The following is a 13,575-nucleotide window of genomic DNA, read 5'->3' as shown; positions in this document are numbered from 1 at the left end:
CTATGATACTTGCGGCTTCTCCATCAGGAGAGCGCCCCGGGCAGCCCGTGCTGCCCCAACCCCCATTTCACATGTCACGCAAACCCAAAAAAGGCTACTACGTGCGCGGTCAGTTCGTTGCCGAAGGCAGCGAATTGGATCTCGAACTCAAAGCCGAGCTCAAAGGCACGGCCGATTCGAGCCGTACCGACCTCAAGCGCGAGAGCGATGCGCTCCAGGACCTGGGCAAAGATCTGCTCACGCTGCGGGCCGATTTGCTGGCCGGCCTGAAACTGCCCGATAAGTTGGTGGATGCGCTCGCCGAAGCCCGCCGTATCACCAATTTCGAGGGCAAACGCCGGCAGATGCAGTTTGTCGGCAAGCTCATGCGCAAGCTCGACGAGGCCACGGTGGAAGCCGCCCGCGCCGCGCTGGATGTGCAGCACAGCGGCTCGGCACAAGAGAAGATGGCGCTGCACCAGGCGGAGCAGTGGCGCGACCGGCTGATCAGCGAAGATGCAGCGCAGGCCGAATGGATTGCCCACCACCCCGACACCGATATCCAGCAACTGCGCGCGCTGATCCGCCAGGCGCGCAAGGACGCGCAGAGCGCCCACGACGCCAAGATTGCCGAATCCACGGGCCTGGCCCCGCGCAAGGGCCGCGCCTACCGCGAACTGTTTGCGCTGGTGCGTACCGCCCTTGGCGGCGCAAGCGAAGCCGACGACGCAACAGAGCCCCCTGACGAAGACGAGCCCAATGACTGACCCCAGCCTGCCCCCACCCGAGCCGGTGAAAATCGGCATCGTTTCCATCAGCGACCGCGCCAGCACCGGCGTTTACGAAGACAAGGGCCTGCCCGCGCTGCAGGACTGGCTGGCGCGCGCGCTGCACAACCCCATCGAGTTTCTGCCGCGCCTGATTGCCGACGAACAGCAGACCATCAGCGACACTTTGGTGGCCCTGGTGGACGCCGGCTGCAGCCTGGTGCTGACCACGGGCGGCACCGGCCCCGCCCCGCGCGATGTGACGCCCGAGGCCACACTGGCCATAGCGCACAAGGAAATGCCGGGTTTTGGCGAACAGATGCGCAGTATCAGCCTGCGCTTCGTACCCACAGCCGTCCTGTCGCGCCAGGTGGCGGTGATTCGCAACCAGAGCCTGATCATCAACCTGCCCGGCCAGCCCAAGGCGATTGCCGAAACGCTGGAAGGCGCCCGCGCTGCAGACGGCAGCCTGCTGGCGGCAGGGATTTTTGCCGCCGTGCCCTATTGCATCGACCTGATCGGCGGGCCGTACCTGGAGACCCGCGAGGCGGTGTGCAAGGCGTTCAGGCCCAAGACGGCGCAGCGGCCCGTGCGAACCTGAGCGCACGCGCCACACTGTCGAAAAATATCATGAAAACTGGCTATAGCGCTTACACACTAAGCGCTTTCAGCTCTCAATAAAAGAGCACACAAGCGCGCTGCTATTTACCGATCAGGTCGTTGAGCTTGCCCGCCTCGAACTGCTCTTTCAGCGCCGCGTCGCCCGGTACGCAGCCCTGGGTATGCTGGCCGGCCGAGAGCTTTTCAATGGCTTGCCAGAGCAGCGCGATCTGGTGCTCTTGCGAGCCGGCGCTCTCCACCAGGCCACGCATGGCCTGCGAGAGGGGGTCGTCCTCCTGCGTGATGCCGTAGGCCGTGAACTTGGGGGCCTGTGGCTCGGTCACGTCGGCGCTCTGGCCTTCCTTCGAGGGGATGATGCGCGCCGGAATGCCCACCGCCGTGGCGCCTGCGGGCACGGGCTTGATCACCACGGCGTTGCTGCCTATTTTTGCGCCATCGCCAATCTCGAAGCCGCCCAGCACCTTGGCGCCGGCGCTGACAACCACATCCTTGCCCAGCGTCGGGTGGCGCTTGACCCCCTTGTAGAGCGAAGTGCCGCCTAGCGTCACGCCTTGGTAGATGGTGCAACCGTCGCCGATCTCGGCGGTTTCGCCGACCACCACGCCCATGGCGTGGTCGAAGAACACGCGCTCGCCGATCTTGGCGCCGGGGTGGATTTCAATGCCGGTGAACCCGCGTGCAAAGTGCGAAATAAAGCGCCCCAGCCATTTGAGGCCATGCGTCCAGCACCAGTGGGCGCGCCGGTGCAGCCACAGGGCGTGCAGGCCGGGGTAGCAGGTCAGCACCTCGAACGAACTGCGCGCGGCCGGGTCGCGCTCCAGGATGCATTGGATATCGGAGCGCAGGCGGGAGAACATGGGAACGAGAGAATGAAGCAGGCAGGCAGCCAGTTTAGTGCTTTGCCTGGGCTGCGGTCTGCAGCATGGCCTTGGCGACACCGCGCAGGATGTGGATTTCCTCCTGTGTCGGCTGCGCGCGGTTGAACATCTGGTTCAGGCGCGGCATCAGTTTTTTGGGTGCTGCCGGGTCCAGGAAACCAATGGCGGCCAGCGCCTCCTCCCAGTGCGCCAGCATGCCGGCCACCTGCTGGGCATCGGCCTGCTGCGACGCAGGCGCGCTGCTGTACACGGGAAAACCGCCCAATGCCTGGCGCCATTCGTAGGCGATGAGCTGCACCGCAGCACCGAGGTTGAGCGAGCTGAACTTGGGGTTGGTGGGGATCGAGAGCGCGACGTGGCAGCGGTACACGTCTTCGTTGCTCATGCCAAAACGCTCCGAGCCAAACAGGAAGGCGATGCCTGCCTCTGTGCTTTGCGCACCCGCAGCAGAAGCAGGCGGCTCCAACACCAGGTTTGAAGTGTTTTCAGCCTCCAGCGCTTGTCCCAACTGCGCAAGCTGCTCTCCTTTCAATAGCAATTCAAAATGCGCACGCGGCGCACGCGTGGGCGGGCCAAAGTCGCGCGGCGTCATGGCGGTGGCACAGAGGTGGTTCACGCCATCCAGCGCTTCGTCGAGCGTGGCGACGATGCGCGCGTTCTCCAGCACGTCGAGAGCACCGCTGGCGCGCTGGATGGTTTCCTCGCGCCGCAGCACGTTGGGCCAGCGGGGGGCGACCAGCACCAGGTCGCCAAAGCCCATGGTTTTCATGGCGCGCGCGGTGGCGCCCACATTGCCGGCGTGGCTGGTGTTGATCAGGATGAAGCGGGTTTTCATAGGACGGTCGCGGGCAACTCAAGAGCCAGACGCGTAAAATCGGAGGCTTATTGTCGCTGCCCGCATCGCCGGTCAGCGATTTTCCGTTCTTGCACCTTGTGCGCCGCGCCGCTCTGGCACGCCGCCCTCCCGCTTAAAAATTCCATGTCGTCCCCCAACCTGCACCCCATGCTCAACGTGGCCATCAAGGCCGCCCGCGCCGCCGGCGCCATCATCAACCGCGCGGCGCTTGACGTGGAATCGGTGCGCATCTCGCAAAAGCAGATCAACGACTTCGTTACCGAAGTCGACCACGCCAGCGAGCGCGCCATCATCGAAACGCTGCTGACAGCCTATCCGGGCCACGGGATCGTTGCGGAAGAGTCGGGCAGCGAGCATGGGGCGAAAGATTCGGAATACGTCTGGATCATTGACCCGCTGGACGGTACCACCAACTTCATTCACGGCTTCCCGGTGTATTGCGTCAGCATTGCGCTGGCGGTGCGCGGCAAGGTCGAGCAGGCCGTCATTTACGACCCCAGCCGCAACGACCTGTTCACGGCCACCAAGGGGCGCGGCGCCTTCCTGAACGAGCGGCGCATCCGCGTCTCCAAGCGCACGCAGCTCAAGGAGTCGCTGCTGTCCACGGGTTTCCCATTCCGCCCGGGCGACAACTTCAAGAGCTACCTGAACATGATGGGCGACGTCATGCAGCGCACCGCCGGCCTGCGCCGGCCCGGCGCTGCCGCGCTGGATCTGGCCTACGTGGCAGCCGGCTACACCGAAGGTTTTTTTGAGACCGGCCTGTCCATCTGGGACGTGGCAGCCGGCTCACTGCTGGTGACCGAGGCCGGCGGCCTGATCGGCAACTTCACCGGTGAATCCGATTTTCTGGAGCAACGCGAATGCCTGGCCGGCACGCCCCGCATCTACGGCCAGTTGGTGCAGATTCTGGGCAAATACAGCAAGTTCGCCGGTGCCGGTGACAAAGCCGCCGTGCGCCAGGCGGCGCAGGAGCTGTCGGAAGCTGCTTCTGCGAGCGAGACGCCGAGCAATGTCCCCAGCAAGCTGGAAGACGACGCGGAGATCTAAGCCAGCCGTTCAATCCGGATAGTTCAGCGCAATGGTGTGGAACTCTTCGGCGATGTCGATAAAGGCATCGACAACATCCGGATCGAACTGCGTCCCCCGGCCTTTCACGATGGCGATGCCAGCCTGCTCGTGCGTGCCAGCGGTTTTGTACACCCGCTCGCTGATGATCGCGTCGTAGACGTCGGCCACCGCCATCAGCCGTGCCGGCACGGGAATGGCGTCGCCGGCCAGGCCGTCAGGGTAGCCTGTGCCGTCCCAGCGCTCGTGGTGGCTGCGGGCCATTTCCTTGGCCACACTCAAAAATCGCACCCGCATGCCAAGCTGCCGTTCGGCGCTCTCGATGGCCTTGCTTCCCAGTCGCGCATGCGCCTTGGTCAACTCAAACTCCTCGTCGGTGAGCTTGCCGGGTTTGAGCAACACCAGGTCGGAGACACCAATCTTGCCAATGTCGTGCAGTGGCGCCGATTTGTAGAGCAGATCGATCATGTAGCGGCTTAGCACCGGCTCGAAGCGCGGGTGTGTGCGCAGTCTCTCGGCCAAGGCCTTCACATACAGCTGCGTGCGCCGGATGTGGTTGCCGGTTTCATCGTTGCGCGTCTCGGCCAGTGAGGCCAGCGCCATCATGGCAACGTCCTGGATCGCCTGCACTTCCAGCGTGCGCAAGGCCACTTCGCGCTCCAGGTAGGCGCTTTTGTCGCGCAGAAAATCCGCCGTGGCCTTGAGCGCCAGATGCGTCTGCACGCGCGCGAGCAAGATGGGCGGGCTCACGGGTTTGGTGACGTAATCCACCGCGCCCAATGCAAAACCCTTGCGCTCGGCCTCGGTGTCGGCAAGCGCCGTCAAAAAAATAACCGGAATGTCGCGCGTGGCGGCTGTGGCTTTAAGCTGCCTGCACACTTCATAGCCGTCCAGGTCCGGCATCATGATGTCGAGCAGGACGAGGTCGGGAACAGGCTCGGCCTGGGCGGCCTTGAGCGCGCGGGCACCGCTGCTCGCGACCTTCACACGGTAGTGTTCCCCCAGCAGCTCGGACATGAATGCCAGGTTGTCCGGCGTATCGTCCACCACCAGCACGGTGGGCAAGTGCCGGTCGCGCCATTCAACCGAGGCGGTCAGGCCATTTTCACGTTGCATGGGAACTCCCTTTGCGGCGGTGCCTTGGCGGATAGCCGGGCGCTTGTGCCAACGCCACGCGCTGCCCGTCCAAGAGCCGCAACGCGTTTTCGTAGTCAAACTGTTCAAGGTGGGCCTGGAGCGCGGGCAGTGCCGAACCCAAGGCCTGCTGCAGCAGCGCGGCATGGCGCTGCACAAAGACGACCGCTGCCGGGTCGTCGCGCTGCAACAGCTCGTGCAATTGCTGCAGCGCGGTGTTGATTGCCTCGCGCAAAGCAGGGTCCTGCCGGGCCGATCCACCCGTTGCCAGACTTGCTGCAGCCGCCCCGGGCAAAGCACCACCAGCAGGCCCCTGCACCCGCCCACGCCAGGGCTGCAGTGATTGCACCAATTGGTCCACATTCGCCTTCAGCGCCTCCAGCAAAGGCCGCACGGCTTCATCATCTTGGGGGCCGTTGCGAAGCGCCTCTTCAAGCCGCTCAGCACTGTCTTGTACTGCCGTGGCCCCGACCATGCCCGCAAGGCCGCGCAAGGTGTGGGCCTCGCGCAGCGCAATTTCGCCATGGCCCGCGGCCAATGCTTCGCCGATGCGTGCCGGCGCATGCTCCTGGCTCCCGAGAAAGCGCCGCAATGTCTCGGCGTAGAGCGCGCGCCGGCCCATGGTGCTGCGCAAACCCTGCACCAGATTCAAGCCCGGAACCGCTGGCAGCACGGTGTCGTCCAAAGCCGCGCCCGCTCCGGGCCTGTCGACGGTGGCTGGCGTGTCCGCAGCACCCCGGGCGGCTGGCGCGAGCCAGCGCTGCAGGGTCTTCCACAGGCTTTCCGCGGCCATGGGTTTGGCCAGATGGTCGTTCATGCCGGCATCCAGGCAACGCTCGCGATCGGCCTCCAGCGCGTTGGCGGTCATGGCGATCACGGGCAGCGCCGACAAGCGGGGTTCGGCACGCAGCTTGCGCGTGGCCTCCAGCCCATCCATCACCGGCATTTGCATGTCCATCAGGACCAGGTCAAAGGGCCGCGCGCTCGCCATGGCCACGCCCTCCTCGCCGTTGCTGGCAACCTCCACCACCACGCCCACCTCTTCCAGCATTTCACGCGCCACCTGCTGGTTGAGTTCGTTGTCTTCGACCACCAACACACGCGCACCGCGCAAGGCAGCGAACTGCGGACTGCCACAGGCAAGCGACAGTGGCGCCGCTGCGACAGAGTCCGTCGCAAGCTCGCCGTGGTCACCCAGGACGGCCATCAGCGTGTCGAACATGACGGAGGCACTCACTGGTTTGATGAGCACCTCTTCAATCCCCTGGCGCCGCGCGGAGCCCAGCACGTCTTCACGGCCAAAGCCGGTCACCATGACGCGCCGCGGCAGCCGTGGCAGGCGCAGCTCACCAATGCGCCGCGCGAGCTCCAGGCCATCCATCCCTGGCATCTGCCAGTCGAGTACGACCAGGTCAAAGGCCTGCCCCTGCGGCGTGGCGCGTTGCAAGGCCCGCAGCGCCTCGGCGCCCGAATGGGCCTGCTCGACTTCAAAGCTCATGGATTGCAGCATCTCGGCGATCACCGTGGCGGCATGCGCGTTGTCGTCCACCACCAGCACCCGCAGGCCGCGCAAATCAGGGGCCGGTAGCAGAGGCCGTGCCGGTGCGCCGCGTTGCACCGGCACGGTAAACCAGAAGGTGGAGCCCTGCCCCGGCAGGCTGCGCACGCCCACCTCGCCGCCCATGAGTTCGGCCAGACTTTTGCTGATGGCCAACCCCAGGCCCGTGCCACCATAGCGGCGCGTGGTGGAGGTGTCGGCCTGCTGGAAACTCTGGAACAGGCGCTCAATCTGCTCGGGGGCGAGACCAATTCCGGTGTCCCGCACCTCGAAACGCAGCAGGACCTGCTCGCCCTGCCGCTGCTGCACGCGCACCACAATGCCCACCTCGCCGCGCTCGGTGAACTTGATGGCGTTGTTGGTGTAGTTGATGAGAATCTGCCCGATGCGCAAGGCATCCCCCACGAGATTGGGCGGCACGTCGGGCGCCACATCGCAAATAAGCTCCAAGCCCTGTGCACTGGCCTTGTGGCTCACCACATCGACGACACCACCCAGCACCTGGTCGAGCACGAAAGGCTGTGCTTCGATGCGCAGCTTGCCCGCCTCAATGCGCGAAAAATCAAGAATATCGTTGATCACCCCCATCAGGTGTTGGCTGGCCTGGCCGATCTTGCTGACGTAATCGTGCTGTCGCTGGTTCAACCCCGACCTGAGCGCCAGGTGCGACATTCCGATGATGGCGTTCATGGGCGTACGGATTTCGTGGCTCATGTTGGCGAGGAAGTTGGATTTGAGCGCCGTGGCTTCTTCGGCAAGCTCCTTGGCATGGCGCAGCTCCTGTTGCACGCGTTCGCGGTCGCTGATGTCCACAAAGACACCAATCACCCCGCCCGGCGCACCATCAGGCCGGCGAAAACCCTGCAACCAGAACAGCATGTGGTGCGGCTGCCCGTCTGCCTGGGGCATGACGATCTCGCGGTGCACGGCCGTGCCCCCCTGCAGCGCCGCCTGCGCATCGGCCTCGAAGCGGTCGCGTGCATCCTGCGACAAATACACCAGGCTTTGCACCGTCCGGCCCAGGAAGTCCTCACGCCGAATTCCAAATGCTTGCTCATAGGCCCGGTTGAATCCCAGATAACGGCCCTGGTCGTCCTTATAAAAAATGGGCACCGGGATGGTGTCCATCAGCACCTGCTGGAACTGCACCTGGGCCGCCACCTGCTCTTCGAGCTTCTTGTAGGCGTCGATATCCACGATAACGCCGACGATGCGCTCGGCCTTGCCCTCGCCGTCGCGCTGGATATGGGCGGTGCAGGCGTACCAGCGCACTCCCTCTTCAAGACGCTGCAGGCGCCAGGCATCGTGGAAACTGCAGGTATCGCCCTGCAGCGCTGCGTCTATGCGCGCCATGGCAGCGGCGCTGTCCGCTGGCCACAGACGGTCAAGCCAGATGGCACGCCAGTCGTCAAATACCCGCTCGGTGATGCCCTCTACCCCTTCGATCTTCTCGCGCCAGAGGCAGCGCCCGATGCGCAGGTCCACATCGAAAACGGCCGTTTTTCCTGCCTCTTGCACCAACTCCAGGCGCTCGCTCGTCTCGCGCATGGTGCGTTCAGCGCGGTGCACCTCGGTCACATCCTCAATGACCCACAAGGCGGCATTGGGGTACCCATCCAGATGCACGGCGCGCCCCGACATGCGAACGTCTATCACACGGCCATCCAGCCGCTGCACGGCCCAGTTCTCGCGCACCGGCAGGCCCTGCGCGAGCTGCGGCGCCACGTATGCGGCAAATGCGGCATGCTGCTCCGGGCTACCAAACAGCATGCTCACGCGCTGGTCCTGCAACTGCTCGGGGGTGCCGCCCAGCAAGGCCACGAAAGCCGGATTGAACAGGTGCATGGCACCGTCACATGTCAGCAGCACGGGCGGCGCATTGTCAAAAATGGCGTTCTGTTGCTCCAGCAACTCCTTCAGCCTGCGCTCGCTGCGCCGCAATTTTTCCTGCTCGCGCATACGCTGCGAGACCTCTTGGTGCAGGCCCACCATGCCGACGCAGACCCCACGCGCATTGCGCACGGGCGAGAGCGTTGCCTCCTCGTGGTATTCGGTGCCATCTTTGCGGCGGTTGATGAAATGCCCCTTCCACGCATGCCCGGTCATGACAGCGGCCCACATACCGTTGAAGGTCTGCATGGGTGTCTTGCCGCTGGCCAGCAGTGAGGGCTTGTGGCCCCGTACCTCATCGAGGCAATAGCCGGTATTGCGCTCGAATTCAGGATTGACCCATTCGATCACCCCCTGGGCATCGGTCACCACCACGCCCAGAGGACTGTTCTCCAGCGCCGCGCCCAGCACGAACAGGCGCTGCTGCGTGGCCGCGATACGGGCGCGGTTGCGCAGCAATTCGAGCACCAACAGGCCCAGCAAAGCCAAGAACACAAAAGCCATGCCCCCGTAGCGCAGGCGCACCGGCCATGGCATGACCTGTGAGATGTCTTCCAGTACCACCATGGACCAGGGGCCTCCAGGGTCGCCCCAGTCCATCTCCTGGTGCTCCACAGCTTGCGGGACTCCGTCGATCAGAACCTTCGACAAGCCCAATGAAAAGGGCAACTCCGAGGCCACCCCGTTATCGAAATAGTGGCCCAACTGACCCAGGCGCGCAATGGCGTCAATGCGGCTCTGCGTCAGTGGTGGGGTCAGCGCGTACAACCATTCAGGGCGGCTGGAGGCCATCACCACCCCCTGTGGCGAAAGCAGCAGCGCCGTCAGGCCCGTACCAGCAAGCGCAGCGTCCACGACAGCAAACGGCAGCTTGAACATCACCGCACCCAAGATGGGCGTCTGCACCGTGCTGCCCGCATACAGCGGCGCGGCAATGTAGAGACCACGGGTGTTCGTCTTGGAGCCAATGGCCGCGTAGATGCCGATCTGGCCCCGCATGGCCTGTTGAAAATACGGACGAAAACCGACATCGAGACCTGTGGAGCTGGCACCTGCCGTCTGATGCGCCACGACGATTCCGTGGGCATTGATCACGTACGCACCGTCGAGTCCAAAGCGTTCGCGTGCGGCGGCGAGCGCTCCCAGAGCAGCAGGGGCATCGGGCGCTCGCACCCCTAGCGCCACGGCTTTCAGCAAGGGTTCGTTCAGACCCATGAGCGCCACAGCGCCCACCACAGCACTGTGGGTAGAGTGCTCGGCCAGTACATTGCTGGCGCGTGAGAGCACTTTTTGTCGCAGCACCTGTCGCTCGGCCAAGCGCTGCTCGTGCAACGCCAGCACCGCGAGCCAAGCGCCCACAAGCGAAAACAACAGCACGGCCACAACCCCCCTGAACCAGGGCACGCGCTGCTCCGCAGGAGCGCCCATCAGCATGGCAGGCGCTTCCCGCCGCCGGAGCCATGCTTCGGTGCTTCAAACCTCACCATGGGCCTGTGCCTCGATATCTGCGGCAGGGCCTGGGCGACCAAACAGGAAACCCTGGAACTTCTCGCAACCGTGCAGGCGCAAAAAGCCCAGTTGCCCAGCCGTCTCGACCCCTTCTGCCACGACCTCCAGGTCGAGGCTTTGCGCCAGCGCCAGGATGCTGCGCACAATGGCGGCATCGTTCGGGTCGGTCAGCACATCGCGCACAAAACCCCGGTCGATCTTCACCTGGTCCAAAGGCAAACGCTTCAAGTAACTCAGGCTGGAGTAGCCTGTGCCAAAGTCGTCCAAAGCAAAGCCTACGCCTTCGCGCTTGAGCTGCACCATGCGCTGTATCGCCTCCTCGATATCGCCGAGCAGCAGGCTCTCGGTCAGTTCGAGCGTGAGCCTGAACGGGTTCGCGCCCGTCTCCTGGAGGATTTGCATCACCTGGGCAGCAAAATCGGCTTGGCGAAACTGCCGGGCGCTGACGTTGACGGCAATGCTCAGGTGCGCCGTGTGTGAATGTTTGGCCCACTGCACCAGTTGCTCGCAGGCGCTGCGCATCACCTGCTTGCCCAAGGGCAGGATAAGGCCGGTCTGCTCAGCCAGGGGAATGAACTCCAGCGGGCTGATGGCGCCGCGCACCGGGTGGCTCCAGCGGGCCAGCACCTCGGCACCCATGACACGACCCTTGTGATCGACCACCGGCTGGTAGTGCACAAAGAGCTCGCCGCCCGCTAGGCCCTGGCGCAGATCGGCCTCCAGGCTGGAGCGCTCGTGCAGCGCCTGCTGCATGCCTGGGTCAAAGAAGCGGTGGGTGTTGCGGCCTGCGGCCTTGGCTTCGTACATCGCCAGGTCGGCTCGCTTGAGGAGCTCTTCCACACTCAGCCGCTCCTGGCCGAACAGCGTCAGCCCAATACTGGGCGTGCTGTAGTGCTTCTGGCCCGCTAGTTCGAAGGACTGGTTCAGCGCCGAAAGCAATTTTCGTGCAATGGCCTCGGTCTGCCGCGCGGCCTCGTCCATGTCACGGTGAAGGCCGTCGAGCAGGATAACGAATTCATCGCCACCAAAGCGCGCCACGGTGTCGCATTCGCGCACGCTGCCCAAGAGGCGCTGGGCAACCTGAATCAGCAGTTGATCGCCCATGTCATGGCCCAGCGTGTCGTTCAGGTCCTTGAAGTTGTCCAGGTCGATGAACAACAAGGCCCCGTGCTGGTGGCTGCGCTGGCTGCCGAGTACCAAGCGGTCGAGCCGATCGAGCAGCAAGCGGCGATTGGGCAGCTGGGTGAGCGGGTCGTAGAAAGCCAGGCGCTCGATCTCCTGGGCGGCATGCTTGCGGTCGGTAATGTCCTGCGTGTAGCCATGCATCAAGACCGAGCCGTCGGATTCCGCCTGCAAGGCCGCGCTGGTCATGTGCCAGCGCACCGAACCATCTGGTGCCTGCACGCGGTACTCGCAATGCCACGGCTCAAGCGTGCGCACGGCACGCCTCACCACACGGCGCAGCATGGGAATATCGCCTTTGACGACGTTGCGCTCCAGCGCATGGTGGTCCTGGCGCACGAGTGTGTTGGACACGCCCATCATTTCATTGACCGCCTCGCTCACGTACGGCAAGCTGTGGCTGCCATCCCGGTGGACGCGGCATTGGTAAATGAACCCCGGGACACGGCTGGCAATGCTCTGAATGAAATCCAGTTGATCGCGCATGCGTTCTGCCGATCGGTGCTCGTCGGTCACGTCCTGCACCACGCCCATTTCCACCAGCACGCCGTCCTGCTGCGCCGGCAGGCGCACGCGCGCGCGCATCCAGCGTACCTGCCCATCGGGCCGGCGCCAGCGGTATTCGATATCGCTGTCGCAGCCGGCTCCGTGCGCCGATTCGAACACCTGTCGATCTTCTGGCAGCACGCCACTGAGCGCACGCTCGGTGCTGATCCATTCCTGCCGATCCAGCCCCGCGATGTCGCACAGGCCGGGCGACCACAGCAGCACCGATTCGCCCTCATCGCGTATGCGCCGCCAATAGCCCGAGCGCCCCATGCTCTCCATGGTCCCAAACACCTCGGTTTGTTCACGCAGTTCGCGCTGGGTTTCGGCCAGCGTGCTTTGGGCGTGCAACAGACTGCCCGCCAAGGCCTCGGATTCAGCGATGTCCTGCACCGTCACCAGAACGTGGTTTTTCTGTGTGCACTCTGCATGAATTTTCCAGGCCAGACGCAACTGCCCCTGGTCACGCAGCACATGCTGGCAATCGAGCGGTACCCCCGAGTGCGCCACAGCGTGCAACTGCTCAAGCAAGTGCGTGCCCACGAGCAACACAAACACCTTGGCAGCCGACACCGCAGGCGTGCGCACGGCCCGCAGGCCATGCAGGCGGTGTGCCGCAGCATTGGCAAACTGCAAGCGCAACTCAGCGCCTTCCATTTGAAAATGGAGGAGCGCCACTGGCACTGCATCGAGCATGGCGGGCACGCTCGCCAGCGCAGCCGGCCACGCCGTATGAGCAGCAGGCACCGCCGAGTCGGATAGGCGCACTGACGGGTTCACGGTCACACAAAACCCTCCCGCGTGATTAGTAGCAGGCCATGCAATGCCCCGATCAGCAATAGCCGGAGCCAAGCCTGCCGCGGCATGGTATTACAAAAAGTAACCATCATGAAAACCTTGTGTATCAGACAGCTTATGGCACGGACCTCACCGCACGCACAAGCGACTTCGTCATGGGCAATGGATCTTTCGATGGATTGCACTCACCAGCACCGAGAGCGTCCCCACCACCATGACCGGAGTCCCCAAGTGCACTGCGCCACCGGCCTTTCCGCTCACACGCCCATGGTGCAGCACGGCCTTTAAAGCTTGGCGTTGACTGTTGGCAGGCCGGCTTTCGATGCTCCAGTCAAAGCACTCTGCAATATTTCAATAATAGTTGTATAGTTGCTAAATGAAAGAAATCGACGTTGTCAAATCCCTTGCTGCTCTTGCCCAAGAAGTGCGCTTGCGAGTCTTTCGCGCGTTGGTCATGGCAGGCGACGCTGGGCTCACTCCCGGAATCCTCGCCGACCAACTGGATGTCGCGCCCAACACGCTGTCTTTCCACCTCAAAGAGCTCGCCCACTCAGGGCTCATCAGCCAAGAGCGCCAAGGGCGCAACCTGATCTATCGCGCGTCGTTCGCCACCATGAACGAGCTGCTGAGCTACCTCACCGAAAACTGCTGCCAAGGAGCCGCTTGCCTGAGCCCTGCGGCAACGGCTTGCAGCTGCTCTCAAGAAACACCAGATAACTGATTGATTTTCATGGTGTTTTCAAGCGGTGTTGTCGGAGGGCACGAGCTGCATGCCCATGGCTTTGGCCT

Annotated in this window: 9 protein-coding genes; 4 read left to right on the top strand and 5 right to left on the bottom strand. The window is 63.8% G+C overall.

The annotated features are described in order from the left end of the window. The first annotated feature begins 71 nt into the window (after nt 1-71). Nucleotides 72-746 (top strand): ribosome biogenesis factor YjgA, encoded by a 675-nt coding sequence (yjgA, locus tag D3F03_RS15880; protein ID WP_119110422.1) that lies wholly within the window; start codon nt 72-74, stop codon nt 744-746. After that, entirely contained in the window at nt 739-1,347 is a 609-nt protein-coding gene (gene mog, locus D3F03_RS15875; protein WP_119110421.1) for a molybdopterin adenylyltransferase, read from the top strand. Before yjgA ends, mog begins: the two co-directional genes overlap by 8 nt. 100 nt (nt 1,348-1,447) lie before the next feature. Here the strand turns inward: mog and cysE are convergent, their stop codons facing one another. Both cysE and D3F03_RS15865 read right to left on the bottom strand, forming a co-directional pair. Then, nucleotides 1,448-2,224, bottom strand: coding sequence for a serine O-acetyltransferase (cysE, locus tag D3F03_RS15870; RefSeq protein WP_119110420.1), 777 nt, complete (start codon nt 2,222-2,224; stop codon nt 1,448-1,450). Nucleotides 2,225-2,258: 34 nt separating this feature from the next. After that, the gene (locus tag D3F03_RS15865) at nt 2,259-3,080 is read right to left on the bottom strand and encodes an RNA methyltransferase (RefSeq protein WP_119110419.1); all 822 of its coding nucleotides are present in this window, start codon (nt 3,078-3,080) and stop codon (nt 2,259-2,261) included. 144 nt (nt 3,081-3,224) lie between these two features. On the opposite strand from D3F03_RS15865, the gene D3F03_RS15860 reads away from it, so the two are divergent. Beyond that, nucleotides 3,225-4,151, top strand: a complete 927-nt coding sequence (locus tag D3F03_RS15860) for an inositol monophosphatase family protein (RefSeq protein ID WP_119110418.1) — start codon at nt 3,225-3,227, stop codon at nt 4,149-4,151. Nucleotides 4,152-4,160: 9 nt separating this feature from the next. Here D3F03_RS15860 and D3F03_RS15855 read toward each other — a convergent pair whose 3' ends face one another. Genes D3F03_RS15855 through D3F03_RS15845 form a run of 3 tightly spaced genes read right to left on the bottom strand, consistent with a single transcriptional unit; the run spans nt 4,161 to nt 12,768 of the window. Continuing rightward, nucleotides 4,161-5,285, bottom strand: coding sequence for a response regulator (locus D3F03_RS15855; RefSeq protein WP_119110417.1), 1,125 nt, complete (start codon nt 5,283-5,285; stop codon nt 4,161-4,163). Further along, the gene (locus tag D3F03_RS15850) at nt 5,275-10,185 is read right to left on the bottom strand and encodes a response regulator (RefSeq protein ID WP_119110416.1); all 4,911 of its coding nucleotides are present in this window, start codon (nt 10,183-10,185) and stop codon (nt 5,275-5,277) included. Before D3F03_RS15850 ends, D3F03_RS15855 begins: the two co-directional genes overlap by 11 nt. A gap of 39 nt (nt 10,186-10,224) precedes the next feature. Continuing rightward, the gene (locus D3F03_RS15845; protein ID WP_425453159.1) at nt 10,225-12,768 is read right to left on the bottom strand and encodes a sensor domain-containing protein; all 2,544 of its coding nucleotides are present in this window, start codon (nt 12,766-12,768) and stop codon (nt 10,225-10,227) included. A 394-nt stretch (nt 12,769-13,162) separates the two neighbouring features. Here D3F03_RS15845 and D3F03_RS15840 point away from each other — a divergent pair, with 394 nt between their 5' ends. Further along, complete coding sequence (locus tag D3F03_RS15840; protein ID WP_119110415.1) at nt 13,163-13,507, top strand: ArsR/SmtB family transcription factor; 345 nt, start codon at nt 13,163-13,165, stop codon at nt 13,505-13,507. The last annotated feature ends 68 nt before the right edge of the window (nt 13,508-13,575 follow it).

This window comes from Simplicispira hankyongi, assembly GCF_003570885.1.
GTDB classification, from domain to species: Bacteria; Pseudomonadota; Gammaproteobacteria; order Burkholderiales; family Burkholderiaceae_C; genus Simplicispira; species Simplicispira hankyongi.
This window is presented reverse-complemented; position numbering and strand designations above follow the sequence as displayed.